29 protein-coding genes are annotated in these 22,667 nt (G+C 73.9%); 15 read left to right on the top strand and 14 right to left on the bottom strand.

All coding sequences use genetic code 11. From position 1 onward, the window contains the following. Nucleotides 1-66 precede the first annotated feature (66 nt). Nucleotides 67-648, top strand: coding sequence for a GIY-YIG nuclease family protein (locus NI26_RS07020; RefSeq protein WP_066654002.1), 582 nt, complete (start codon nt 67-69; stop codon nt 646-648). 116 nt (nt 649-764) lie between these two features. On the opposite strand, the gene NI26_RS07015 is transcribed toward NI26_RS07020, so the two are convergent. The 5 genes from NI26_RS07015 to NI26_RS06995 form a co-directional block, all read right to left on the bottom strand. Continuing rightward, nucleotides 765-2,354 carry a GMC family oxidoreductase gene (locus tag NI26_RS07015; RefSeq protein WP_066654000.1) on the bottom strand — a complete coding sequence of 530 codons (1,590 nt, stop codon included), beginning with the start codon at nt 2,352-2,354 and terminating at the stop codon, nt 765-767. Further along, on the bottom strand, nt 2,351-3,688 hold the full coding sequence (locus NI26_RS07010) for an alpha/beta fold hydrolase (RefSeq protein WP_066653998.1): 1,338 nt from the start codon (nt 3,686-3,688) through the stop codon (nt 2,351-2,353). Before NI26_RS07010 ends, NI26_RS07015 begins: the two co-directional genes overlap by 4 nt. Nucleotides 3,689-3,761: 73 nt before the next feature. Next, entirely contained in the window at nt 3,762-4,358 is a 597-nt protein-coding gene (locus NI26_RS07005; RefSeq protein ID WP_066653996.1) for a TetR/AcrR family transcriptional regulator, read from the bottom strand. Nucleotides 4,359-4,396: 38 nt separating this feature from the next. Next, nucleotides 4,397-4,600 (bottom strand): hypothetical protein, encoded by a 204-nt coding sequence (locus NI26_RS07000; protein ID WP_066653993.1) that lies wholly within the window; start codon nt 4,598-4,600, stop codon nt 4,397-4,399. Beyond that, nucleotides 4,597-4,794, bottom strand: coding sequence for a hypothetical protein (locus tag NI26_RS06995; RefSeq protein WP_066653991.1), 198 nt, complete (start codon nt 4,792-4,794; stop codon nt 4,597-4,599). Before NI26_RS06995 ends, NI26_RS07000 begins: the two co-directional genes overlap by 4 nt. Before the next feature lie 241 nt (nt 4,795-5,035). On the opposite strand from NI26_RS06995, the gene NI26_RS06990 reads away from it, so the two are divergent. Beyond that, nucleotides 5,036-6,004 (top strand): helix-turn-helix transcriptional regulator, encoded by a 969-nt coding sequence (locus NI26_RS06990; protein ID WP_066653989.1) that lies wholly within the window; start codon nt 5,036-5,038, stop codon nt 6,002-6,004. On the opposite strand, the gene NI26_RS06985 is transcribed toward NI26_RS06990, so the two are convergent. From NI26_RS06985 to NI26_RS06965, 5 genes are all read right to left on the bottom strand, one after another. Then, nucleotides 5,992-7,002: a hypothetical protein gene (locus tag NI26_RS06985; RefSeq protein WP_066653987.1), complete on the bottom strand. Its 1,011-nt coding sequence runs from the start codon at nt 7,000-7,002 to the stop codon at nt 5,992-5,994. The two genes, NI26_RS06990 and NI26_RS06985, sit on opposite strands and share 13 nt — an antisense overlap. 63 nt (nt 7,003-7,065) lie before the next feature. After that, nucleotides 7,066-7,317 carry a DUF4287 domain-containing protein gene (locus tag NI26_RS06980; RefSeq protein ID WP_066653985.1) on the bottom strand — a complete coding sequence of 84 codons (252 nt, stop codon included), beginning with the start codon at nt 7,315-7,317 and terminating at the stop codon, nt 7,066-7,068. Nucleotides 7,318-7,375: 58 nt separating this feature from the next. After that, a complete protein-coding gene (locus NI26_RS06975) occupies nt 7,376-8,344 on the bottom strand; it encodes a helix-turn-helix transcriptional regulator (RefSeq protein ID WP_144411287.1) in 969 nt (322 codons plus the stop codon). 149 nt (nt 8,345-8,493) lie between these two features. Continuing rightward, nucleotides 8,494-9,978: a reverse transcriptase family protein gene (locus NI26_RS06970; protein ID WP_066653981.1), complete on the bottom strand. Its 1,485-nt coding sequence runs from the start codon at nt 9,976-9,978 to the stop codon at nt 8,494-8,496. 82 nt (nt 9,979-10,060) lie between these two features. Then, nucleotides 10,061-11,023 carry an SDR family NAD(P)-dependent oxidoreductase gene (locus NI26_RS06965; RefSeq protein ID WP_066658122.1) on the bottom strand — a complete coding sequence of 321 codons (963 nt, stop codon included), beginning with the start codon at nt 11,021-11,023 and terminating at the stop codon, nt 10,061-10,063. A 98-nt stretch (nt 11,024-11,121) separates the two neighbouring features. Between NI26_RS06965 and NI26_RS06960 the strand changes: the two genes are divergently transcribed. From NI26_RS06960 to NI26_RS06950, 3 genes are all read left to right on the top strand, one after another. Then, nucleotides 11,122-11,385, top strand: coding sequence for a hypothetical protein (locus NI26_RS06960; protein ID WP_066653980.1), 264 nt, complete (start codon nt 11,122-11,124; stop codon nt 11,383-11,385). Nucleotides 11,386-11,523: 138 nt separating this feature from the next. Beyond that, nucleotides 11,524-12,834 carry a PP2C family protein-serine/threonine phosphatase gene (locus NI26_RS06955; RefSeq protein WP_066653979.1) on the top strand — a complete coding sequence of 437 codons (1,311 nt, stop codon included), beginning with the start codon at nt 11,524-11,526 and terminating at the stop codon, nt 12,832-12,834. A gap of 132 nt (nt 12,835-12,966) precedes the next feature. Further along, nucleotides 12,967-13,845 carry a glycoside hydrolase family 16 protein gene (locus NI26_RS06950; protein WP_066653978.1) on the top strand — a complete coding sequence of 293 codons (879 nt, stop codon included), beginning with the start codon at nt 12,967-12,969 and terminating at the stop codon, nt 13,843-13,845. 55 nt (nt 13,846-13,900) lie between these two features. Here NI26_RS06950 and NI26_RS06945 read toward each other — a convergent pair whose 3' ends face one another. Both NI26_RS06945 and NI26_RS06940 read right to left on the bottom strand, forming a co-directional pair. Further along, on the bottom strand, nt 13,901-14,110 hold the full coding sequence (locus tag NI26_RS06945; protein WP_058729470.1) for a hypothetical protein: 210 nt from the start codon (nt 14,108-14,110) through the stop codon (nt 13,901-13,903). A gap of 46 nt (nt 14,111-14,156) precedes the next feature. Then, entirely contained in the window at nt 14,157-14,498 is a 342-nt protein-coding gene (locus NI26_RS06940; protein WP_066653974.1) for a DUF3140 domain-containing protein, read from the bottom strand. A gap of 150 nt (nt 14,499-14,648) precedes the next feature. Here NI26_RS06940 and NI26_RS06935 point away from each other — a divergent pair, with 150 nt between their 5' ends. The 5 genes from NI26_RS06935 to NI26_RS16860 all read left to right on the top strand — a co-directional run bounded on the left by NI26_RS06935 (nt 14,649) and on the right by NI26_RS16860 (nt 18,427). Next, nucleotides 14,649-15,872, top strand: coding sequence for an alcohol dehydrogenase catalytic domain-containing protein (locus NI26_RS06935; protein WP_066653972.1), 1,224 nt, complete (start codon nt 14,649-14,651; stop codon nt 15,870-15,872). Next, nucleotides 15,869-16,777 carry an SDR family oxidoreductase gene (locus tag NI26_RS06930; protein WP_066653970.1) on the top strand — a complete coding sequence of 303 codons (909 nt, stop codon included), beginning with the start codon at nt 15,869-15,871 and terminating at the stop codon, nt 16,775-16,777. Before NI26_RS06935 ends, NI26_RS06930 begins: the two co-directional genes overlap by 4 nt. A 106-nt stretch (nt 16,778-16,883) precedes the next feature. Then, nucleotides 16,884-17,024, top strand: coding sequence for a hypothetical protein (locus NI26_RS16865; protein ID WP_158407748.1), 141 nt, complete (start codon nt 16,884-16,886; stop codon nt 17,022-17,024). A gap of 138 nt (nt 17,025-17,162) precedes the next feature. Continuing rightward, nucleotides 17,163-18,080 (top strand): methyltransferase family protein, encoded by a 918-nt coding sequence (locus NI26_RS06925; protein WP_066653968.1) that lies wholly within the window; start codon nt 17,163-17,165, stop codon nt 18,078-18,080. Between the two features lie 191 nt (nt 18,081-18,271). Further along, nucleotides 18,272-18,427 carry a hypothetical protein gene (locus NI26_RS16860; protein WP_158407747.1) on the top strand — a complete coding sequence of 52 codons (156 nt, stop codon included), beginning with the start codon at nt 18,272-18,274 and terminating at the stop codon, nt 18,425-18,427. 19 nt (nt 18,428-18,446) lie between these two features. Here the strand turns inward: NI26_RS16860 and NI26_RS06920 are convergent, their stop codons facing one another. After that, on the bottom strand, nt 18,447-18,740 hold the full coding sequence (locus NI26_RS06920) for a hypothetical protein (RefSeq protein WP_066653963.1): 294 nt from the start codon (nt 18,738-18,740) through the stop codon (nt 18,447-18,449). Nucleotides 18,741-18,881: 141 nt separating this feature from the next. On the opposite strand from NI26_RS06920, the gene NI26_RS06915 reads away from it, so the two are divergent. The 3 genes from NI26_RS06915 to NI26_RS06905 all read left to right on the top strand — a co-directional run bounded on the left by NI26_RS06915 (nt 18,882) and on the right by NI26_RS06905 (nt 20,494). Beyond that, a complete protein-coding gene (locus tag NI26_RS06915) occupies nt 18,882-19,439 on the top strand; it encodes an RNA polymerase sigma factor (protein WP_066653961.1) in 558 nt (185 codons plus the stop codon). Further along, nucleotides 19,436-20,014 (top strand): Asp23/Gls24 family envelope stress response protein, encoded by a 579-nt coding sequence (locus NI26_RS06910; protein WP_144411286.1) that lies wholly within the window; start codon nt 19,436-19,438, stop codon nt 20,012-20,014. The genes NI26_RS06915 and NI26_RS06910 overlap by 4 nt, the downstream gene beginning before the upstream one ends. 69 nt (nt 20,015-20,083) lie before the next feature. Continuing rightward, nucleotides 20,084-20,494, top strand: a complete 411-nt coding sequence (locus NI26_RS06905; RefSeq protein ID WP_066653959.1) for a hypothetical protein — start codon at nt 20,084-20,086, stop codon at nt 20,492-20,494. A gap of 230 nt (nt 20,495-20,724) precedes the next feature. On the opposite strand, the gene NI26_RS06900 is transcribed toward NI26_RS06905, so the two are convergent. Next, nucleotides 20,725-21,018, bottom strand: a complete 294-nt coding sequence (locus tag NI26_RS06900) for a hypothetical protein (protein WP_066653957.1) — start codon at nt 21,016-21,018, stop codon at nt 20,725-20,727. 25 nt (nt 21,019-21,043) lie between these two features. On the opposite strand from NI26_RS06900, the gene NI26_RS06895 reads away from it, so the two are divergent. Together NI26_RS06895 and NI26_RS06890 are read left to right on the top strand one after the other, a co-directional pair. Then, nucleotides 21,044-21,649 carry an HD domain-containing protein gene (locus NI26_RS06895; protein ID WP_066653955.1) on the top strand — a complete coding sequence of 202 codons (606 nt, stop codon included), beginning with the start codon at nt 21,044-21,046 and terminating at the stop codon, nt 21,647-21,649. 46 nt (nt 21,650-21,695) lie between these two features. Next, complete coding sequence (locus NI26_RS06890; RefSeq protein WP_066653953.1) at nt 21,696-22,664, top strand: helix-turn-helix transcriptional regulator; 969 nt, start codon at nt 21,696-21,698, stop codon at nt 22,662-22,664. The last annotated feature ends 3 nt before the right edge of the window (nt 22,665-22,667 follow it).

Below are 22,667 nucleotides of genomic sequence, written 5' to 3'. Positions count from 1 at the left end.
GACCCCGCTCCGTGCGTCGGCCGGGAGGCCCGGTGCGCGTCGGTGGCGCACGCTAGCGTCCGCCGGGTGGTCACCCCTCCTGCCGTCCTCGCCTGCTGCGTCCCCGGTTGCGACGCGCCGTCCGCGGACGGCTTCGCCGCCGTCCTGCCGCTCTGCGGCGGACACGTGACCCTGGTCGCCGAGGTCGCGGCGGAGCACGTCGGAACGGAGGACGCGCTGCCGGGCCCGTGCCCGGTCTGCGGGTCGCGCGTGGGCGTGCGCTGGCCGAGCGCCGTGCTGTGCGGGACGTGCGAGTGGCGGTGGGGCGACGTGCCGGACGGTGAACTGCCACCGCCGCGCGTCGACGTCGTCTACTACCTGCGGCAGCGCGACGACTTCGGCGACCGGGTGAAGATCGGCACGACCGCGAACCCGCGGCGACGGCTCGCAGCGGTGCCGCACCAGGAGCTCCTGGCGTTCGAACGCGGCGACCGGTCCGTCGAGCGACGACGGCACACGGCCTTCGCGGACGACCGGTTCCCGAGGACGGAGTGGTTCCGGACCACGCCCGCGCTGCTCGAGCACGTCGCACGGGTCGCCGCGGGCGTGGACGACCCGTGGGCGCTGCACGCCCGGTGGACGAGCGAGGCACTGGCGCTGCGCGGCTGAGGCCGGCTCCCGGTCCCTGCGCGGCAAGGACCGGCTCCCGTTCCCTGCGCGGACGTGTGCCGTGCGCGACGCGGGTCGTGGAGGTGCTGCGCGGCGGTGCCGCGCAGCACCTCGGGTCAGGCCGCTGCGGCCGTCGCGCGCTGCCGGTCTGCTGCCGGGTCGTCCCGCAGGAACCGGTCGGCGGTGCGCAGGGACAGCGCCATGATCGTGAGCGCGGGGTTCGCGATGACGGCACTCGGGAACACCGAGTTGTCGCACACCCACAGGTTCGGCACGTCCCACGACCGCCCCGCCGGGTCGACGACGGACGACCCGGCGTCGGAACCCATGCGCGCCGTGCCGATCGTGTGGGCGGTGCGTTCGAGCACCCGGACGTCGGTCCCGCCGGCGGCCTCGACGATCGCGGTCATGGTGCGGACGGCGTGGGCGCGGATCGCGTCCTCGTTCGAACCCGGCGAGAACGTCACGCGGGCCCGGGGCACGCCGTGCTCGTCGAGGTCGTCGGAGAGCACGAGCCGGTTGTCGTCGTACGGCAGGCACTCGGCGTTGATCCCGACGCCGGCCGTCCGCGGGTAGTCGCGCATGGCATTGACGAGCTCGGCACCGCGCAGCCCTCCGCCGCGGACCAGCGTGGTCGCGAAGGTCAGCGGCTGGACGCCGAGGCTCTGGATCAGGTACCCACCGGCGAAGTCGGCGTCCGCGGGCCGGACGAAGTCCTCGGTGATGATCGACGACGGGTAGCCGCGGTACGACCGCATCGACTCGTCGAAGGTCGCCCACACCTGGGTCGCCCCGTGCGCCGTGAAGTTCCGACCGACCTGGCCGCTGCTGTTGGCCAGCCCGGTGTGCAGGAGCAGACGCGGCGTCTCCACCCCGCCCGCGGCCAGCACGAGGGACCGGCACCGCTGGCGGCGCTCACGGCCGTCGCGCGTGTAGAGCACGGCGCACACCCTGCCGTCGGCGTCGAGCTCGATGCCGTGCACGAACGACTCCGGACGGATCTCCGCGCCGAAGGCGACGGCGGCGGGCAGGTAGGTCGTGTCCATCGACACCTTCGCCCCGTTGCGGCAGCCCTGGTGGCACGACCCGCAGGACACGCACGCCTGGCGCAGCCCGTGGTGCTCCTGCACCCGGTCCTCGGTGGTCAGGGCGACCGGTGCGTCCGTCGCGGTGATGCCGAGCGCCGCGGTGCCGCGCATCATCATGTCCGACGAGGCGTTCCGCGCGGGCGGACCCATCCGGTACCGGCGGTCCGGGTCCCACGGGTAGTGCGCGGGGCCGGCGACGCCGACCTCGTGCTCGACGCGCTCGATGTACGCGGTGAGCTCGGCGTGGTCGATCGGCCAGTCCTCGCCCTGCCCGCTCTCGGTGCGCAGACGGAGGTCGTGCGTGCTCGGGCGCGGGGTGAAGGCACCCCAGTGCAGGGTGGAGCCGCCGACGCCGGTCCCGCTGTTGTTCGGACCGAAGGCCGTCGGAGCGGCACCACCGCTGATGCGTTCGTCCATCCAGTTGATGTCCGCCGGTGCCTCGACCTCGTCGGGCGTGTGGTCGCCGGGCTCGGTGTTCCGACCAGCCTCGAACGCGACGACGCTCAGGCCCTCGCGGGCGAGGCGAGCGGTCAGCGGGGCGCCGCCGGCACCCGTCCCGACGACGACGACGTCGACGACCTCGTCGTCCTGGTGGTGGCGCTGTGCGTCGAGTCTCATCGTCCTGCTCCCTCGGGTTCCCACGCTTCCCGCTGCCCGGCTCCGAGCAGCTGGAAGCCCTGCTTCCGGACGCCGTCGCCACCGTTGGCGAAGCCGTCGTAGTCGATCTCGGACATCGTGGCGGGGTGGGCGAGCCACTGCTTCACGAGGTCCACGCTGGCGTCCTCGAACCAGACGCGCAGCTGTTCCGCCCCGAGCGGGCCGTCCGACCGGTACCGGCCGGCGGCGACGTCCTCGAGCACCGCGGGCAGGTCGTCGGAACCGACCGTCGCGAGCACGTCCAGCGCGCCGCGGTAGGCGTCGGCGTCCTCCGGCATCCCGTCGGGCCGCCATCCGTCGCCCTGCCCGGCGGCGAGCTGACGGTCGACACGGAGCGCGACGTCCACCTCTCCCGGCCCTGCCTGCGGGACGACGATCCGAGCCACCGCCCGGAGCACGTCGAGCTGCTGCGGGGACAGGGCGTCCGGCGTCGCGGCGGGGTCGTCGGGCAGCGCACGCACCGCGAGCACGCCCCGGGTCCGAGCACTCACCCGCGGCGAGGCGATCACCCGGGCCTGGTCGGCGGGGACGACCGGTCCGTGGGCGACACGCCGCTCCCAGAAGCTGCGCACGAGCGCGGCGACCTCCTGCGGGCGCTCCCACGGCAGCAGGTGCGCGGCGCCCGGTACCTCGTGCAGCTCGGCGGCGGGCCAGTGCGGCATCGTGAGGCGACGCTGCGCTCCGGCCGCCAGGTCGCCGTCCTCGGCGCCGGCGAGCACGAGCGCCGGGACGGGGTTCGGCTCGGCCGTGGTCGACCAGTCCTCCCGACTACCGCGGAGCAGCCAGTCGCGCCAGGCGCGCGGGTCGGTGCGGCGCACGTCCTGGACGGCCTGCTCGTGCCGGTCCGGGGACAGCACGTCGGCGGTGTTCGCGTCGACGAACTCCGCCGCGTGGTCCGGCTCGATCGGCCCGTCCGCGGCCCACGAGAGCATCGCGTCGCGGCGGTCCTCGTCCATCGGCTCGGGAGCGAGGGGCGAGGCGGCGAGGAGGACGACGGCGCGGAGCCCGAACAGGCCGTTCGCGCCCGAGACCGTGCGGTCGGCGACGACCGTCGCGACCTTGCCGCCCATCGAGTGGCCCACGATCGCCCACTCGGTGGCGCCGCTCGCACCGATCGCCCGCTCGACGAGCACGGCCATCTCCTCGACGGTCGTGCCGCCGGAGGCGGGGCTCCGCCCGAAGCCCGGCAGGTCGATGCCGACGAGGTCGAGGGTGCCGGCGAGCTCGGAGCGGAGGAGGGCGAACTCCTCCGAGCTCGAGCCCAGCGCGTGCAGGCAGAAGGCGGTCGCTGTCATCCTTCGTTCCTACCGTCCGGATCGCGCGGGACCCAGGCTCCTGTACCCCTGCGACGTACCCCGGCGGGCGATGTCAGGAGGACGTGCGCGGTTCGTAGACCGAGAGGAGCATCGCGGCACCCAGGCGAGCCACCCGTGCGGGCTGCGCCGACCGCTGCACCGCGGACTCCACCCGGGCACCCTCGACGAGCAACGAGAGCGCCTGCGCCACGTGCGACGGCACGCCGGCACGCGTGCAGAGCTGCGTCAGGTGTGCCTCGACGTCGGCGAAGTGCGCTCGCGCGAGCTCGGCGATCGCCGGGTCGGTGCGCCCGAGTTCCGCGTGCCCGTTGATGAACGCGCAGCCGCGCCAGCCCTCGTCGGCGAAGCACTGCTCCAGGTACCCGAACACCCCGAGGACCTCGTCCCGCGGATCGTCGGCGTCCCGAGCGATGCCGTCGAGTGCCCGTCGCCACGCGCCGTGCCAGCGCTGGAGCACGGCGATGACGAGCTCCCGCTTCGACGGGTACGCGGCAGTGAGCTCGTCGCGCGTGAGTCCGGCCTCGTCCGCGACGTCGTCGAGCGTCACCGGGGTGACGCCGTGCCGTGTGAACAGGGTGTCCGCCGCGGTCGACGCCCGGCGTTGTGCCGGGGACTCACGGACGGTGGGGGTCAGGGTGAGGAGGGTCATGTGCCTTCTGCAGGGTCGGGACCGCGGGTGGCGCGAGCCTACTGGCCCGACACGCGAGCGGCGTCGAGGGCCTCGGCGAGCAGGGCTCGCATGTCGATCGGCTGCGTCGGTGCGTCGGCGGCGGCCGACCGTCGGACCGGCAGCACGGTGTCGGCGACCGAGTGGTCCGCCCCGGGCAGCGCGCGGGTCCCGCGGGAGAGCCGCGACCCGCGGATGCCGAGTTCGTTGCGCGGGATGCTCATGCGGACAGTCCCAGCAGGATCGCTGCGGACGCGGCGACGGTCACCGAGAGCAGACCGGTCGACACCGCGGCGATCTGGAGGCCACGCTGTCGGCGGGCCTCCACCACCTCGGCGAACCGCGGGGTCGTGCGACCGATCCCGGCGGCGCGGGCGGTGGTGGGTCCGGTGTCCAGGTCGGTGGCGATGATGGTCACGGTCGTCGTCCTCGGGTCTCCGGGGGGCCGGCCGATCCGGCACCCGTCCACCGAGGACGCTAGGAGACCGCGGCGCCGGGCGGACGCCGACCGGGCGACGACGACGAAAGACGGACGTCCGGCAGTCCTCGTCCGACGATCTCCGGACATCCCTGCTGTGCGGACCACGTCGTCCACCCCCGGACCGGGGACACCGGTGTCCGGACAGCGCCGCGTCCGGCGGACAGAATGCACGGGACCCATGAACCCGATCACGCCGCCACGCATCGACGTCGAGACCCAGAGCTCCGACCTCGACGAAGCCCGCGACTTCCTCGCGACCGCCTACGCGGGGAACGAGTGGAGCGCCGACGCGACCGGACAGCCGTTCGCGTTCCGCTACTCGGCGGTGGGGGACGCCGCGATGTCGCTGCGGTCGATCCGCTTCGACGGCCACCTCGAGGGCGTCATGACGCCGTCCGACGACTTCGTGGTGCAGTGGACGACCCGCGGCACCGCTGCGATCGGGTCGGGAGACGCCCGGATCGTGATGGAGCCCGGTCGACCGCAGCTCTGGCCGCAGCAGGGCGCCGCGTTCTCGTACGACGACTACGACCAGCGCATCGTCCAGGTCAACCGGAGCGCCCTCGAGGAGGTCGCCGGTGAACGCGGGACCGCGCCCGGGCAGCTCGTGCTCGACCACACCGTCCGACCGGACGAGCGGGCGATGCGCGTCTGGCGGAGCAGCGTCCAGCTCATCTCGCACACCGTCCTCGACCGCCGTGCCTCCCCGCTGCTGCAGGCCGAGATGGGTCGGCTCGGGGCGCTGGCACTGCTGGAGCTGTACCCGATCGTCGACGCCTCGCTGCCGGACGAGCTGCTGCTCCCCCGCAACGCGCACGTCCGACGAGCCGTCGAGTACGTCCACGAGCACGCGCACCTGCCGATCACGAGCACCGACCTGGCGCGGGTCGCGTCACTCAGTCTCCGCGCCCTCCAGACGGCGTTCCAGCGGACCTTCGAGCTCTCGCCGAACGCGTACATCCGACAGGTCCGGCTCGACCGCGTGCGCGAGGCGCTGCTCGCCGGCGACCCGGCGACGACGAACATCGCCGAGGTCGCGCGCGAGTGGGGGTTCGCCCACGCGGGCCGCTTCTCCGCGACCTACCAGCAGCGCCACGGCGAGTACCCGCGTCAGACCCTGCGCCGATCCGGCCGTCAGCGCGCGTAGGCGTCGACGAAGAGCGCTCCGCGGAGGTCCCGCAGGGTGTCGACGAGCCGCTCGATCGTGCGCCCGGAGATGCCGGACACCTCGAGGTCGTACGGACCGAGCGCCGGCAGGCGGCCGGTGCGGATCCGTACGACCTCCCACCCGACGGCGCGGACGGCACGGTCCTTCCGCCGGTCGGTCTCCTGCCGGGGTCCGACGTGCTCGAGCCCGTGTCGGCCCGTGCTGTCGTACTCGATCGCGACGCGCAGCTCCGGGAGCACGATGTCCGGCCAGGCCTCGACGTGGTCGAAGAACGGGCGGTCGAGCCGGATGGCCGTGTGGTCGAACGTGAAGGCGAACTGGTCGCGCAGCGCCTGCCGCAGGTCGGCCTCGACCGCCGACGCCGGCGCGGGGGCGCACACGCTCGTGAAGGAGTCGCCCGACGGGACCCTCGGGGTCTTCGGGCAGATCGACCGCGGGACCGGCTGCGACGACCGTGCACCGCTCGCCCGTGTCGAGCGTGCGCCCGACCGTCCCGCAGCACGAGCCCCCGATCGGGACGACGCCACCGCACCGGTCGGCACCCGGCCCACGCCGGGGACCGGGCCTCGCCCCGGAGCCGACGGGAGCGTCCGGCGGCCGCTGACCCGCTCCGCCCGCTGCGGCGGCGGGACCGCTGCCGGCCAGTCCTCGGGGAGCACCGGCCACCGCTGCGGTGCCGCCTGCAGGTGGCACTCGGGGCACCAGACGGACCGTCGGCGCTCCCGCCCGGGTCGCGACCGCTGCTCGGCGGGCGTTGCGACGAAGACGTGACCGACGTCGCACTCCCACGTCAGCAGGACCTCGGCCGCGGGCGGCACCTGCGTGAGCACCACGCCGTGGTTCCACTCCGGGTGGTACTGCCGCACGAGCACGGGGTACGACGCCCACGCCGAGCGGAACTCGCCGACGGCGTACGGTACGGCGGTGCCCCGCGACCACTGTCGCCGTCGCCACCACGCGTCCACCGGTTCGACCACGCCGTCACCGTAGGGAGCACCTCCGACACCGCGACTGGCGAGCCGTCGGGCGCCCGGGCCTGGTCAGCCGTCGAGCGCGTTCCGGACGTACCCGACGACCGCGTTCGCGTGCCCGTGGCCGAACCCGTGCTCGTCCTTCAGCCAGGCCACCACCTCCGCGTGCCGGTGCCCGTCCAGCTGCTCGGCGACCAGGTCGAGCCAGTCCTGCACGGGGCGCCCGTAGGTCCGCTCGATGCTCGGGAAGTACGAGGCGGGGCCCTTCGGCTTCGACCCGTCCTCCGGCGGCTCCGGAGCGGTCACGCGGCGTGTCGTCATGGCCGCCAGGGTAGCCGTGGTCGCAGGACGTGCGGACGCCGGCGCCGCCGCCGTGGCCTCAGCGGAACCCGTCGTCCCGCCGGCTGCGGTGCAGGGTGTCGCTCGGGTGCTCGCCGAAGCGGTCGGCGTACGCGGCGGCGAACCGACCGAGGTGCGCCCACTGCCACCGGCGCGCGACGTCGGCCACCAGGAGGTCCCCGCCGGACGTCTCGAGCTCCCGTCGGGCACCGTCGAGCCGCTCCGCCCGGAGCCTGGCCATCGGCGACTCCCCGAACCGACGGTGCATCGCGTTCTGCAGTCCCCGCTCGCTGATCCCGACGGCGTCCGCGATGTCCCGGAGCGTGACCGGCTGGTCGGCGTGCGCGCGGATCCACTCCGCTGCGCGCGCGGCGGAGCCACGGCCGGTCGGCGCGACGGCCGGCAGGACCGGGAAGGCCGCCACGACGGCGTCGGCGATCTCCGCGTTGATCGTCTGTCGGACGGCGTCGGCGAGCGCGGCGTCCATGACCGGTCCACCGTGCGCACGGATCACGGCACGCAGGGCCCGCCGCGCGGACTCGTCCGGGGACTCAGGCGCGAGGACCACCGGCCCGGTCGGCAGGTGTCCCCTGCGCACGAGCGCGCGACGGAGCACGCGGTCCGACAGGTGGACCATCGTGATCGTGCGGACGTCCGCCGTGAAGGCGTAGCGACGCGAGGCGGTGAGCAGGACCGGTGCACCCGGCTGCACGGCGAGCGGGTCGCCGCCGTCGAGGTCCTCGATGGTCGCACTGCCGTCCCCGATCCAGAAGACGATGTGCTCGTCGCGCGGCTGCATGACGCCGGCCCGCGTGCCCTGGACCTCGGCCCGGCGGACCGAGACCTCGGCGTCGCCCGCGCCGAGGTAGCGGAAGGTGTCGAGCGCGCTGTCGATCCCGCCGGCGGTCCCGTAGATCTCGTCGAGTTCGTCACCCCGGTGCTCGCTGACCGCCTCCACGCGGAAGCGTCGGAACGTGGGGTGCTCCGTCCCTCGTGCCTGCCCAGTCACGATCGCATGGTCTCAGGACCGGCGGCCGGTGTGCGCTTCCCGGACAGCGTGTCACGGTGTCGGAGTCGCCGTCCGTGCACCTCCGGACGGCCGAGGGCGGACGGCGGACGGCGGACGGCGGACGGCGGACGGCGGAGCGTGCGGACGGGTCACCACCGGATGCGGGCGAACTCCTCGCGCAGTCGCCGCGCGCGACCGGGGTGCACCTGCTCGACCCAGCCGATCCGGCCGAGCAGGTGCGCGCGGAGGTCGGGGTGCCCGGCGCGGTCCTGCGATGCCGGGCCGTGGACGACGCAGTTGTGCAGGACGGCGTGCAGCCGGTCGACCTCACGGCGACCGGGCGACGGCCGCTCGTTGACGACGACCCCCGTGACCGACTGCCGGCTCCCCCGCCTCCGGACCCGGCTCTTGCGGGGGTTGAGCCGGTACCCCTGCTCGGTCACGATCCGCTCGACGCCGCGCAGGAAGGCGTCGGGTCGGGCGGCCAACCGGTGGTCGCCGCTGAAGGTCAGGTCGTCGGCGTAACGGGTGTACCGGGCACCGGTCGCTCCCGCCCAGCCGGCGAGGCGGGCGTCGAGGTGCCGCAGCGCCGTGTTGGCGAGGGCCGGCGACGAGGGCGCGCCCTGTGGCAGGTGGGCGACGGCGAGGGCCTCGCGCAGCGCGGCTCGTTCCTCGGGACTCCCGCCGGCGGGCATCGCGGTGAGGACGTGGGGCGGGACCCGGTGGGTGCAGAGCCCGGTCAGGACGTGCGCGAGCGGTTCCGCGTAGCCGGCGGACCGGAACACGCCGTAGACCGTCGGGGCGGTGACGCTGGCGAAGAACGTGGTCAGGTCGGCGCTGAGCACGACGTGCTGCCCGGTGTGCACCGCGGCGCCGGTGACGACGCTCCGTCCCGCCACGAACCCGTGGGCGGCGTCGTGCACCGGGAGCCGGACCAGCAGGCCGTCCAGGACGGTGCGCTGCGTCCGGCGGAGCAGGTCCATCGGCTTCTCGAGCAGGCGCGGTACCCGTCCGGGCCGGACCACCCACTCGTGCCGGACGTGGTGGAGCGGACTGCCCGCCGGGGCGTGCCGGTTCCACGCCCGGGTGTCGGCGAGCCAGAGCAGCCGACCGACGGTGACGTCGAGCGCCCGGGCGAGCTCCGGGAGCGTGTCGACGAGCAGCGGGCTCTCGGTTGCGGGGCGTGCGCGGACGGCGGTGACCGGACGGGCGAGCACGCGGACCGGACGCCGGGCCTCGCGGGAGCGGTGCAGGGCGGCGAGCCGGGGCGCCGCGGCGAGCACCCGGGCGAGCTGGCGGGGTGCGTCGACGGGCGGTCGCGGGTAGGTGTCGAGCGCCGCCCCGACGGCTCGTCCCACGTAGGCGCGGTCGACGCCGACCACGGCGTAGCCGGCGGCGGTCAGGTCGTCGACGGCCCACGAGTCGGCGGTGAGGAAGGCGTCGGCGAGCGCCGTCGCCACGACCTCGAGGGGCGTGGGGTTCCCGGAGGACCCGTCGGTGCCTCCGTGCGGCGTCGCGCGCGGAGCGCGCCGTCCCGCTCGGGGCGTGTCGTCCTGCTGGTCCTGCGTGCCCCGGGGTGACCCCGGAGAGGTCGACGCGTCGCGCGCGTCGGCCGCCTCCCCCGGGAACTCCACGCGGTCACCCTACGGTGTGCGACCGACGGACGGGAGGCGCGCGGCCGGACCGCCACGCGCCTCCCGTCCGGCTCCGGTCCCGCTAGCGACGTGGGCGGCCGAGCAGGACCGTGCCGACCACCGCGGCGATGCCCGCCCAGACGAGCGGACGCGTCACGCGGCGGCGCTTCGCCACCCAGCCGCCGTCGGTGGCGTTGTGGGCGTCGGCGGGCTCGTACAGGTTGCCGTCGCTCGGCACGCCCTTGCCCCGGAGCGCGAACGTCTCCACCATCGGCTTGGTGATCTTGTGGAACAGTCCCGGGAACACGTACTGCAGCGGCACGAGCGACGCCTGGATCCGCCCGACGAAGCGGTAGCGCTTCGGGTGCAACGCGGCGCGGACGACGGCCCGACCGGCGCGCTCGACCGACACCGTGGGCGGCAGGGGGTGCGAGGTCTTGCCGGTGTAGTTCGCCCCGTTCTGGTAGATCGGGGTGTCGATCGTCGAGGGGAGCAGGGCGGTGAACCGGATCCCGGTGCCCGCGTACTCGTCGCCGAGGACGTCGACCAGACCGAGTGCGGCGTGCTTGCTCGTCACGTACGCCGACTGGTACGGCGCGGAGAGCAGCGACTGGATCGACCCGACGAGCACGTACGTCCCCGTGCCGCGCTGCTTCCAGTGCGGCAGCAGCGCGGAGATCGCGTGGAGGTGCCCGTACAGGTTCGTGTCGACGACGCGCTTGAACGCCTTCGTCGGGGTCTGCTCGAAGAGCCCGTAGACGAAGAGCGCCGCGTTGCCGACGAAGACGTCGATCCGGCCGAACCGTGCGGTGGTGGTGGCGACGAGGTCGCGCACGGCGTGCTCGTCGGCGACGTCGGTCGGGATCGCGACCGCCTCGGCGCCGAGTGACCGGCACTCGGCCGCGGCGGCCTCGAGGCTGTCGTGGCTGCGAGCGGCGAGCACGAGGGTGGCCCCCTGTCGGGCGAACTCGTGCGCCGCGGCCCTCCCGATGCCGCTCGATGCTCCGGTGACGACGACGATCTTCCCGCGGAACCGTTTGGTCATGACCTCGTTGCTACCCGCGACCGGCTGCGACGACGCCCAGGCCGGGTGCGGTCGCCCCACGGCTTCCCGGACGTGCCCGGGGGTGCGACGATGGGCGCATGCCGAAGGACGAGCTGACGGTCGAGGAGGCGACGGCGATCGCCGAGCACGCCCGGTCCGGGGCGCTCCCGCTCGAGGACCCCGAGGTCCGCCGCGTCGTCGAGCAGGCGAACCGGACGCTGGTCCGCGCGCAGATGTGGGGCGAGGACCGCAGCCCGAGGCTCCGCCGTCGTCGGCGGTGGCTCGCCGCGGGCGCGCTGGTGATGGTGCTCGTCTGGGTCGCCGGGCTGCTCGTCCCCCTCGCCTTCCGTCTCGGCCTCTGAGACCGGCGGTCGACCGACGCGCGAGCGCGGGCGCGTCGACCGATCGTCGTGTGAGCCGCGTCGCGTGAGCGCGGCTCAACACGCCCGGCCCTCGGAGTGGGGTTGCCCGGAACACCCCGTCCGGGTTGACTCGACCGCGTGACGAGCACCGCGGACCGCCCCTCGTCGACGCCGACGTGGACGATCAGCGTGCGCGACGACACCGGTCCGATCGTGCTCGGCGGCCTCCGGACGTCGTGGGCTCCGCTGGCGAAGCAGACCATCATCGCCGCGCTGATCGTCGGGGCTGCCGTGGGGAGCACCTTCTCCCCGTGGCTCGAGGTCACCGACGCCCCGCTGATGTGGAGCGGGGTCGCGATCGCCCTCCTCGGCCTGGTCTTCGCCGCCGTGGCCGTGCGCTCGTCCGCGGCGATGCGGGTCGAGCTGCTCGTCCCCGCGATCGACTTCTTCGCGGTCGGCTTCCTGCGCTTCGGCACCGGCGACGCCGCCTCGGTCTTCACCGCGATCGTGGTGCTGCCCGTGGTGTGGGTCGCCGCGAACCCCGGGCGACGGCACGTGGTGTGGCCGGTGCTCGGCACGACCGGCACGCTGCTGCTGTCCTACGCGATCTCCCCGACCGAACCGCGGCCGAGCGAGCTCGTGCGGCTGTTCATCGTCGTGTTCGTGTTCGGGGCGACGGCTGCCGTGACGAACGAGCTCGCGCGGCAGGCCGGCCTCCAGCTCGCCGCGGTGCAGCGCCGGCGTCGGGTGGCCGAGGGCGAGATCGACCGCGCGGCCCTCGTGCAGCAGTCGCTCCTGCCGACGACCGCCGCGGGGCTGCCCGGGGAGCTCCGCGCGGTGGGCGTGTGCATCCCCGCGCGGACGGTCGGCGGCGACTTCTACGACTGGTTCCCCACCCCCGACGGCGCCGCCTTCACCCTCGGCGACGTGATGGGCAAGGGCGTCGGCGCCGGCATGATCGCCGCCGCCGTGCGCTCGCTCATCCGCAGCACCGTCGACGAGTCCGACCCCGCGGTCGCCGTCCGCCGCGCCGCGACCGGGCTCGCGACCGGGACGTCCGACCTGACCAGCGGACAGTTCACGACGTGCTTCCACGTGCGGGTCGACCGTGACGGGCACGCCCGGTGGGTGGACGCCGGGCACGGGCTGACGGTGCTTCGGAGCGCCGACGGCACCGTCCGCCCGCTGCGGTCGGCGCACCTGCCGATCGGTGTCGGCACGAGCTGGACCGCCGAGGACACCTCCCTCGAGCCCGGCGACGTCATCGTGGCCGTGAGCGACGGCGTGCTCGACCTGTTCGGCGGCGACCTCGACTCGCTCGACCGCTTCGAGGCGTGGGTGGCGGAGCGGGACCACCCGCAGCAGGTCGTCGACGGCATCGCCGAGCTCGCGCACGCCGACGAGCACCCCGACGACGTCACCGTGCTGTGCGTCGGCTACGTCCCCTGAGCGGACCGACCCCTCGTCGCGACCGCGGTCCGGCGCGCGTGTCCCTCGAAGTGTGGACTGGTCACCGGACCGATCACGGGGGATGATCGTGCGTCCCGTCCACCGACGGGCACGAGGACAGGGATCCCCCGGATGCTGCACGACCACACGCCGACCGACGCCGCCCACACCGTCGACCGACGCCGCTTCCTGGCGCTCGGGCTGGGCAGCGCCGCAGCCACGACGGCCGCCGTCGGAGCGGCACTGACGCCGGACGACCACGCCGCGGCGGCCACCACGACGTCGTCCGGAGGGGTGCTCCTCGCCGCCGACGAGTTCGACGGCGCCGCCGGCAGCGCCCCGAACCCGGGGATCTGGCGGTTCGACACGGGCGCCGGCGGGTGGGGGAACGCCGAGCTGCAGACCTACACCGACTCGCGACGGAACAGCGCGCTGGACGGCGCGGGCAACCTCGTCATCACCGCGCGACGCGAGGCCGACGGCACGTACACCTCCGCGCGGCTGAAGACCGAGGGCACCTTCACCGCGCAGTACGGCCGGATCGAGGCACGCATCCGGATCCCGCGCGGGCAGGGGATCTGGCCCGCGTTCTGGATGCTCGGCGCGGACATCGGGCAGGTCGGATGGCCGGCCTGCGGCGAGATCGACGTGATGGAGAACGTCGGGTACGAGCCCGGCGCCGTGCACGGCACCGTGCACGGACCTGGCTACTCCGGAGCGCAGGGGATGTCGGCCGCTGCGACGCTGCCGAACGGTGCGGCCTGGGCGGACGCGTACCACGTCTTCGGGGTCGACTGGCGCCCCGGATCGGTCACGTGGCTCGTCGACGGCGTCGCGCAGCGCACGGTCACCCGGGCCGACGTGGGGTCGTCGCCGTGGGTCTTCGACAAGCCGTTCTTCGTGCTGCTCAACGTCGCCGTGGGCGGCACCTGGCCCGGGTCCCCGGACGCGACCACCCGGTTCCCGCAGCAGATGTTCGTCGACTGGGTGCGGGTCTGGCAGCAGGCCTGACGGCGAACGGGACCCGCGGGGCGAGCCCGCCACGCTCCTCCCGTCCGTCCAGTGCTCAGCGCCTCGCGCGTGCCAGCAACCAGAGGTACGTCGCGTGGCCGACCAGCGCCAGGCCGAAGAACACCGCGGCGACCGCGTAGACGCGGTCGAGCTTCCCCTGGCCGATGACGAGCATCACGACGCAGAACACCACGGCCGCGGCGAGCACGCCGACCTGGATCGTCGACCAGATGCGGCGGAAGCGGGGCATGCCGGAGTCGTCCACGACCCCATTCTGCCCGACCGGCATGACGGTCCCGGGTCGCCGCGGCCTACTTCTCCGGGTCGTGGCCCCAGTTCATGAGCGAGTACCGCCACTTCGAGTCGTGGGAGTCGCCCTTCGGCTCCTGCTTCGAGTGCCGCGCCACGTAGCCGACGACCTTCCGCATGTGGGCGTAGTCGTCGTCGGTGTAGTCGCCCTGCTTCTTCTCGAGGATGCGGACGATGTGCCGCCCGCTCTCGTGTCCGGTGGACTCGCCGCCGCCGTCGGACTTCTGTCCGACCTCCTTCGACTCGTCCGTGTCGAGCCACTTCCGCAGTTCGGACGCGGTCATGTTCACCGCGTCGGCGAAGTCGTCGCGCGTCTGCTTCTCGTCGTGCTGGTCGTCGCTCATGGCGGCCAGCGAACGCGCCGGGCCTGGGTGTCCACGCAGCGCTGCGTGTCCCCCGTTCCGGTGCGCTGATCGGACGCCGCTCCGCGTCCGTCCAGCACTGGTCGGGTTGTGTGTCCCCCGAACACCCCCACGACAGGAAGCGAGAGCAACATGCGCGCAGTGGTCTGGCACGGCATCGGGGACATCCGTCTCGACGAGGTCCCGGAGCCCACCATCCAGCACCCGGAGGATGCGATCGTCCGGATCACCCGCAGTGCGATCTGCGGCACGGACCTGCACTTCGTCCGCGGCACCATGGCACCGATGGAGGAGGGCACCATCCTCGGGCACGAGGCCGTCGGCGTCGTCACCCAGGTCGGTGACGCCGTCCGCGGGTTCAGCGCCGGGGACCGCGTCGTCATCAACTCGACGATCTCGTACGGCGCATGCCGGTACTGCCGGATGGGCAAGACCGCGCAGTGCGACGTCGCGAACCCGAACGGCCCGCAGGCCGGCACGAGCTTCTTCGGCGGCCCGCAGTCGACCGGGCCGGTGAACGGTCTGCAGGCGGAGTACGTGCGCGTGCCGTACGCCCGCAACACGATGCACCCGCTGCCCGAGAACGTCAGCGACGAACAGGCGATCCTGCTCTCCGACATCTTCCCGACCGGCTGGTTCGGCGCCGAGCTCGCCGGGGTCACCCGCGGCGACGTCGTGGTCGTGTTCGGCGCCGGCATCGTCGGCCAGTTCGCCGCCGCCTCCGCCTACAAGCTCGGCGCAGCCCGCGTGATCGTCGTCGACGGCGAGGAGACCCGGCTCGCCGCGGCGCTCGCGCAGCACTGCGAGGTCGTCGACTACAACCGCGAGGACCCGGTGCAGGCGATCATGGACCTGACGAACGGCATCGGCGCGGACGCCGTGATCGACGCCGTCGGGGTCGACGCGGAGCGCCCGAAGCAGGGCCCCGCAGCAGTGTCCGACGAACAGGCCCAGCAGTTCGACGCCGAGGTGCAGCAGGTCGCGCCCGACGCCTCGCCGGACGGCTTCGGCGAGCAGCAGCAGTGGAAGCCCGGTGACGGCCCGTCGCAGGTCGCACAGTGGGCGGTCGCGTCGGTCGCGAAGTACGGCCGCATCGGCATCATCGGCGTCTACGGTCCGACCGCACAGTCGTACCCGATCGGCGAGGCGATGAACAAGAACCTGACGATCCGGATGGGCAACTGCGACCACCACTCGGTCACCCCGCCGCTCATCGACCTGGTGGCATCGGGGCAGTTCGACCCGACCGCGCTGATCACCGAGCACGAACCCATCGGCGACGCGATCGCCGCGTACGAGGCCTTCGACCGCCGCGAGCCCGGCTGGGTCAAGGTCGAACTGGAGGCGACACGATGACCACCGCACCGAGCGACCAGTACGCCTTCGGCGACCCGCGCAGCCGCTACCCCGACGTCTCTCCGGAGCCGCAGACCCAGGACGAGCCAGGCCTGCAGTCGCAGATGACCCCCGTCCCCGACCTCGGCGAGTCCAGCTACCGGGGCACGGGGCGCCTCGAGGGCCGGAAGGCCCTCATCACCGGAGCCGACTCGGGCATCGGCGCCGCCGTGGCGATCGCCTTCGCCCGCGAGGGGGCCGACGTCGTCCTGGCCTACCTGCCCGAGGAGCAGTCCGACGCCGATCACGTGATCGAGCAGATCGAGGCGGCCGGGCGGAAGGCGGTCGCGGTCCCCGGTGACCTGCGCGACAAGGCCTACGCGGGGCAGCTCGTCGAGCGCGCCGTCGCCGAGCTCGGGGGCATCGACGCGCTGGTCAGCGTCGCCGGCAAGCAGCGGTGGCAGCCCGACCTGCTCGACATCACCGACGACCAGTTCGAGGCGACGTTCGACGTCAACGTGTTCGGGCTCTTCCGCCTGGTGAAGGCAGCCCTGCCGCATCTGCAGCCGGGGTCGACGGTCACGACGACCGCGTCCATGGAGGCCTACCAGCCCGCGCCGGACCGCCTCGACTACGCGGCGTCGAAGGGCGCGATCAACAACTTCTCCAAGGGGTTGTCGCAGCTGCTCGTCGAGCGCGGCATCCGGGTCAACATCGTCGCCCCGGGTCCGACCTGGACCGTCCTGCAGCCGAGCGGCGGCGTCGACCCGGAGTCGCTGCCCGAGTTCGGCAGCAGCGAGTCGCCGATGGGCCGCGCGGCCCAGCCCGCCGAGCTCGCGCCGGCGTACGTGTTCCTCGCGTCGCAGGAGTCGAGCTTCGTGGCCGGCGAGACCCTCAACGTCAACGGGGGCATGGTCACGCCCTGACCCCGGACCGCCTCGGCTCGTGGAGCGGACACGCTGCTCCCCGAGCGGGAATGCCCGCGCAGCCGCCGACGTCGAACCATCCACACACCACGCGAAGGAGCACACCATGACCCTCGACCTCCACAAGGGGAACAGCGTCGACACCGAGCGTCACTGCCTGCCGACCAGCACCCTGCACGCCCTGCACGACGACCAGCAGGAGCAGACGTTCGGACGCTGGCTCGGCCAGATCAACGGACAGCGCTGAGCGCGTTCGCTGCGCGCTGACGGACGGGAGGCGCGGTGCCGGCTGGCACCGCGCCTCCCGTCCGTTCGTGGTCACGCCGGACACCGCCGGTCACGGCGAGACGCCGTCACGTCGGCGCGGCGCTGCTAGGTTGCAGCTGTGTCGTGGGGTCGGTGGTGGTTCGCGCTGCAGGCGTCGGGCGGCGCCGTCTGGTGGCTGCTGGTCCCCACCGTGCCGATCGTCCGGACCGCGACGCTCGGCTCGCTCGACCCCGTGCCGGTCGCCGCGCTCGACGTCCCGCTGTTCGTCGTCGCCTCGGCACTGGCCGCCGCGGGCCTCCGCTGGTCCGCCGTCGTCGCCACGGGGTGGACGGTGCTCGTGCTGCTCGGGACGGCCGCCTGGGCGACGGTCACCCGTGAGGCGGGCTGGGGTGTCGTCGCGATGACCGCAGCGACCGTCGGCTCCGTCCTCGCGCTGTGCCACGTGCTGCTCGGGCGGGTGCCGACCGAACTCGTCACGTCGGGTCCGCTGCGCTTCCGGACCGCCGACCCGGACGCGGGACCCGTCCGGCACCTCCTCGGGACCGCGGTGCAGATCGTCGTGTTCTGGGGGCTCTTCCTCGGCGTCCTCCCGCTGCTGATCGCCGCCGCCGAGACCCGGTGGCGGCTCCGTCCCCCGCTGCCCGACGCCGTCGTGCAGGTGGTCAGCGGGACCGGTCTCGTCGTCTTCGTGCTGGCGAGCCTGCTCGGCCTCGCCTCGGCGGTGTCGATGTCGACGCGTGGCGGCGGAACCCCGTTGCCGTCGGCGATGCCCAACCGGCTCGTGGTCGCCGGCCCCTACCGGGTGGTGCGGAACCCGATGGCCCTCGCCGGGCTGACCCAGGGCGCTGCGGTGGGGCTCGTCGCGGCGTCCTGGACGGTGCTCGTCTACGCGGTCGCGGGCTCCGTCGTGTGGAACTGCGTCGTGCGCCCGCTCGAGGAGCGCGACCTGGAGCAGCGGTTCGGTGACGACTTCCGCCGCTACGCCGCAGCCGTCCGGTGCTGGGTGCCGCGGTTGCGCCCGGTACCGCGGAGCTGAGCGCGCGCCACGGGACGCAGCACGAGCGCGCGAACCGGATGGTCCGCCCGTCCGCGTCCGGAACACGACCGGACCCGCCGGGTGCCCCGGAGCGCGTGCAGTGTGGACGGAGCCGTCCGACCGGGCGGCACCCCGCTCGCGCAGACCCGCCGGCGAGGACGGCCGGCGGGACGACGCGGGAGGTGCAACGGGTGCGATCGAGACTCTCCGACCTGCACGAGGAACCGGGCGAGTGGCACCGGCGTGGGCTGCGTCACCCGGACGAGATCGCGTCCCTCGTGCACACCCGGCTGCTGGAGAACGTCCCGGCCGACCCCGCGTACCGCGACTTCTTCTCCGCCGAGTGAGCGTCGTGCGTTCCTCCGCTCAGAGCTCCCGGAGCATGCGGCCGGCGACGGCGTCGTTCCAGGACGTGGTGGCCCCGACCTCGGTCGCGGTGTGCAGTCCCCCGTGCCCGTCCTCCAGCCCGCACCGCCACCGGTCGAACACGCTCATGCAGAGCGTCCGTGCCGTGCGCACCGCGCCGGCGACGGGCCGCTGCGGCGCTGCCTGGCGGAGCGGACGCTGCGGCGTCCTGTCGCCGAGCGGGTCCGTGGTCGCGTCGTCGGTCGGCTCCGGTTCGACAGCGGGCAGGGGGGTCGTGGTGGTGTCGTCGTGCATCTCACCAGTGGGACGTCACGAGCAGCGGATCCGTCACGAACTGACGCACCCGACACCACGCGGGCACTCCCCGCGCTGCCGGTGCATGCTCGGTGGAGACCGGTCCACCGACCGGCAGCCCGAGTCGGACGGAAGGCGGGGATGAGCGACGGCACCGCGCTGCAGCACGCGTCCGACGCGACGCTCGTGGCCCGCGCGGCCGACGGCGACGTGCTGGCCTTCGAGGTGCTCGCCCGCCGGCACGGACCGCTGATGCGCGTCTACGCGGAGCAGGTGCTCGGCTCCAACGTCGAGTCCGACGACGTCGTGCAGGAGGCCTTCCTCACGGGGTGGCGGAAGCTCGCGGACCTCGAGGACGCCGAGCGGTTCCGCCCCTGGATCATGCAGATCGTCACCCGCCGGGCCCTCGACCGTCTCCGGCGTCGACGTCACCACGACGACCTGGACGACCACGACGAGGCGGCCGACCCGTCGCAGGCCCCGGAGCGTACCGTCGAGACGCGCATGCAGCTCGACGCGATGTGGGCTGCTCTGGACCGGATGCCGATCGACCAGCGTCGGTGCTGGCTGCTCCGGGAGACCGCCGGGTACAGCTACCAGCAGATCGCCGAGGAACTCGAGCTCCCGACGTCGACGGTGCGGGGCCTGCTCGCACGGGCGCGACGGTTCCTCGCCGCGGAGATGGAGGGATGGCGATGACGACCGACGACCTCCCCCTGCCCGACGACGACCTCGACGGCCACACGATCGAGGAGATCGCGGACTACCTCGACCGCGGTCGGGACCCGATCGACCCGTCCATCGAGGGCTCGGCGGTCTGCCGACTCGCGATGACGAACATGCAGCGCCTGCGCGAGCTCTCCCTCGGCGCGCTCGAGCAGCGCGCCGGTGCCGAGCCCGACCGGGAGACCGCCTGGGTCGACCGGTTGCTCGGGGCGATCCGCGCCGAGGTGCGGCCCGGTCGCGACGTCCCGGTCGCCCACCCCGATCCGCGCCTGCGCCTGGCGGTCACCGAGGCGGCCGTGCGCGGACTCGTGCGCCGCGCCGGTGACACGATGGGCGGCGTCGTGATGGGCCGCTGCGTGCTGCGGGGCGACGTGGAGGAGCCCGGAGCCGCGGTCAGCATCGATGTGACTGCCGGGCTCGTGTACGGCGGGTCGGCCCCGGAGACCGCCGAGCGCCTGCGGGTCACCGTCGCCGAGGCCGTCGAACGGCACACCGAGCTGCGCGTCGAGGCCGTCGACGTCCACTTCGACGACGTCTACCTGCCCTGACGACCACCGCCTGACCACGACCTGCCCGACCGGCGGCGAGACGACCCACCAGCAGCGAGGAGCGCGACCATGGACGACGAAGCGATCTCACGCACGGTGACGGCCGGCATCCGACACGTCCCCGGGGTCACCGGGGTCTACCCGCCCCGCCCCGTCGCCGCCGCGGCCGAGACCGTGGTCGACGCGGTGGTGCCCGTACCGCTCCGTCTGCACGACCCCGACGTCCTGGTCGACGTGGACCGACGCGGCGGCCGCGTGCACGTCGTCACCGGCATCAGCGTCGACGGCGGCCGTCCCGCCGCGGACACCCTCCGCGCGGTGGGCGAACGGGTGCGCGACCTGCTCGACGCCGACACGACCGCGACGGCGGACCTCATCAGCGTGACCGTCCGGCTGGTCGAGGACCCGGTCGACGCGGCCGTGGCGCCTCCCGAGGGCGGGCCGTCGGACGCGACCGCGCTGCCGACGAGCGATGTCTGAGCGCTTCCGCTCGGAACTCCCCCACCCGAACGGTCGTACCGACGCGGCGGGACCGTACACGCTCGTGGTCGGCGAGCACGAGCTGTCGTCCTGGGACCTCGGCCCCACCGGCAGGGCCGGCAGCGCACCGGACGGGAGGCGCGTGGCGGATCAGCGCCACGTCGCGCGTCCGACGCCGCGCCGGTCCGGAGGCACGTGGCCGGCCGGCACCGTGCCTCCCGTGGGTCGCGTCACCGCTGCGAGCGTCCGCCACCCCGACGGCGACGAGCGCGCGCCGCCTCGGCGAGCACCGCAGTGAGCGCCACGAACGCGACCAGGGCGAGCCCTGCCCAGACGGACCGGAAGTCGACTCCACCGCCCTCCGGGGCGAGCAGCACGAGGGCCACGCCCCAGCACGCCGCGGCGAGTGCCCCGACCCCGGCCGCGACCGCGAGTGCGGCGAACGCCGCCGACCACGGGTCCCAGCGCGCGGGCGGGTGCGGCGGCGCGGGGCGACGGTCGCCGTAGGGCGGCTGCGGGTCCATGCGGTGAGCATGCCATGATCCGGAGGTGCGCATCGACGACTTCCCCGTCCCGGAGACCCCGGCCGCCCGAGCGGCTGCGTCGCTCGCCACGCGCTACCAGTCGACGGCGATCACGGCGCACGCCGTCCGGTCCTGGTACTGGGCAGCGGGCTTCGCGGCGCTCGACGGGCTCGACGGCGTCGACCACGAACTGCTGTGGGTCGCGGCCGTCCTGCACGACATCGGCACCGTGACCGAGTTCGACAACCACACGGTGTCCTACGAGCACGCCGGTGGGCACGTCGCCGTCGCCCTGACGACCGGGGCGGGTTGGGCCGTCGAGCGGCAGCAGCGCGTGCTCGACGTGATCGTGCGGCACAACTGGCCGGACGTCGACGTCCTCCTCGACCTCGAGGGGCACCTGCTCGAACGCGCGACCGGGCTCGACGTCTCCGGTGCGGGGGCCGAGCTGCTGCCGGAGTCGTACCTGCGCGAGGTGCTCGCACGGCACCCCCGCGGCTCGCTGGCTGCGGAGTTCGGCGCGTGCGTCGCCGACCAGGCCGCTCGCAAGCCCGACACCGCAGCGCGGCGCCTGGTCGACGGCGGTGTCGTCCGGAAGCTCGCGCAGAACCCGCTCGAGGCGCTGTCCTGACCACGACGCGCGCGCGAGGCTCAGCCGGACGTGTCAGCATCGGATCATGACCACCGCCGAACCCGACGTCCGTCACGTCGTCGAGGCGTCCGGCGACGACCTCGACGCGGCCCGAGCGGTGTTCGAGTCGGCGTACGGTGCCGCCGGGTTCCTGCCCGAGCGGACCGAGCGGGACTTCGGCTACCGGTTCCGATCGGTCGGTGGCGAGGGGATGTCGCTGGACTCGAAGCGCTTCGACGGTCGGATGGCCGGCGAGGTCGACGCGACGAGCCACTACTTCGTGACGTGGGTCAGCGACGGCGGCGGACTGCTGGACATCGACCGCGACGAGGTGGCGCTCGCGCCCGGACGCCCGATCGTGTTCCCGAGCGAGCGCCCGTACCGCTTCGACCTCGCCGACGTCCGGCAGAACGTGGTGCAGTTCGACCGCCGCACGCTCGAGCGCACCGCCGCCGAGCTGCACGGCACGGAGCCGGCGCCGCTCGTGTTCGACCACGCCGCGCTGCCCCGACGGGAGGACGTCCGGACGTGGAACGCCGAGCTGCGGGCCTCCGCGCAGGTCGTCCTCGGTGCCACGCCGCTGTCCCCGCTCGCGATGGCCGAGGCCACCCGGCGCACCGCGCTGGCGATGCTCCGGACCTTCCCGCACACGACCCTCGCGCCGGCCGCGCCGGTGCCCGTCGGCGCACGGGGCCGGGTGCAGCAGGCGATCGAGTACATGCACGCCAACGCCGACGTCCCGATCACCACGACCGACGTCGCCGAACACGTCGGGCTCAGTGTCCGCGGGCTCCAGCAGGGCTTCCAGCGGCAGGTCGGGATGTCACCGAACTCGATGCTCCGCGGGATCCGCTTCGACCGGATCCGGACGGAGCTCCGGTACCACTCGGTGGGCGAGACGACCGTGGCGGACACCGCACGACGGTGGGGGTTCGCACACGCCGGGCGGTTCTCCTCCGCCTACGCGAAGCGGTTCGGGGAGCTGCCGAGCGAGACCCTGCGCGCGCGTCGCTGAGCG

This window comes from Curtobacterium sp. MR_MD2014 (genome assembly GCF_000772085.1).
In the GTDB taxonomy this organism is placed as follows: Bacteria; Actinomycetota; Actinomycetes; order Actinomycetales; family Microbacteriaceae; genus Curtobacterium.
The sequence above is the reverse complement of the archived record's forward strand: the minus strand, read 5'-3'. Positions and strand labels throughout refer to the sequence as shown.

Excerpts from the sequence above, each read along its gene's own strand:
- NI26_RS07015 (WP_066654000.1), bottom strand. The coding sequence starts at position 2,354 with ATGAGACTCGACGCACAGCGCCACCACCAGGACGACGAGGTCGTCGAC.
- NI26_RS07010 (WP_066653998.1), bottom strand. The coding sequence starts at position 3,688 with ATGACAGCGACCGCCTTCTGCCTGCACGCGCTGGGCTCGAGCTCGGAG.
- NI26_RS07005 (WP_066653996.1), bottom strand. The coding sequence starts at position 4,358 with ATGACCCTCCTCACCCTGACCCCCACCGTCCGTGAGTCCCCGGCACAA.
- NI26_RS07000 (WP_066653993.1), bottom strand. The coding sequence starts at position 4,600 with ATGAGCATCCCGCGCAACGAACTCGGCATCCGCGGGTCGCGGCTCTCC.
- NI26_RS06990 (WP_066653989.1), top strand. The coding sequence starts at position 5,036 with ATGAACCCGATCACGCCGCCACGCATCGACGTCGAGACCCAGAGCTCC.
- NI26_RS06980 (WP_066653985.1), bottom strand. The coding sequence starts at position 7,317 with ATGACGACACGCCGCGTGACCGCTCCGGAGCCGCCGGAGGACGGGTCG.
- NI26_RS06965 (WP_066658122.1), bottom strand. The coding sequence starts at position 11,023 with ATGACCAAACGGTTCCGCGGGAAGATCGTCGTCGTCACCGGAGCATCG.
- NI26_RS06960 (WP_066653980.1), top strand. The coding sequence starts at position 11,122 with ATGCCGAAGGACGAGCTGACGGTCGAGGAGGCGACGGCGATCGCCGAG.
- NI26_RS06950 (WP_066653978.1), top strand. The coding sequence starts at position 12,967 with ATGCTGCACGACCACACGCCGACCGACGCCGCCCACACCGTCGACCGA.
- NI26_RS06940 (WP_066653974.1), bottom strand. The coding sequence starts at position 14,498 with ATGAGCGACGACCAGCACGACGAGAAGCAGACGCGCGACGACTTCGCC.
- NI26_RS06935 (WP_066653972.1), top strand. The coding sequence starts at position 14,649 with ATGCGCGCAGTGGTCTGGCACGGCATCGGGGACATCCGTCTCGACGAG.
- NI26_RS06930 (WP_066653970.1), top strand. The coding sequence starts at position 15,869 with ATGACCACCGCACCGAGCGACCAGTACGCCTTCGGCGACCCGCGCAGC.
- NI26_RS16865 (WP_158407748.1), top strand. The coding sequence starts at position 16,884 with ATGACCCTCGACCTCCACAAGGGGAACAGCGTCGACACCGAGCGTCAC.
- NI26_RS06920 (WP_066653963.1), bottom strand. The coding sequence starts at position 18,740 with ATGCACGACGACACCACCACGACCCCCCTGCCCGCTGTCGAACCGGAG.
- NI26_RS06915 (WP_066653961.1), top strand. The coding sequence starts at position 18,882 with ATGAGCGACGGCACCGCGCTGCAGCACGCGTCCGACGCGACGCTCGTG.
- NI26_RS06910 (WP_144411286.1), top strand. The coding sequence starts at position 19,436 with ATGACGACCGACGACCTCCCCCTGCCCGACGACGACCTCGACGGCCAC.
- NI26_RS06905 (WP_066653959.1), top strand. The coding sequence starts at position 20,084 with ATGGACGACGAAGCGATCTCACGCACGGTGACGGCCGGCATCCGACAC.
- NI26_RS06900 (WP_066653957.1), bottom strand. The coding sequence starts at position 21,018 with ATGGACCCGCAGCCGCCCTACGGCGACCGTCGCCCCGCGCCGCCGCAC.
- NI26_RS06890 (WP_066653953.1), top strand. The coding sequence starts at position 21,696 with ATGACCACCGCCGAACCCGACGTCCGTCACGTCGTCGAGGCGTCCGGC.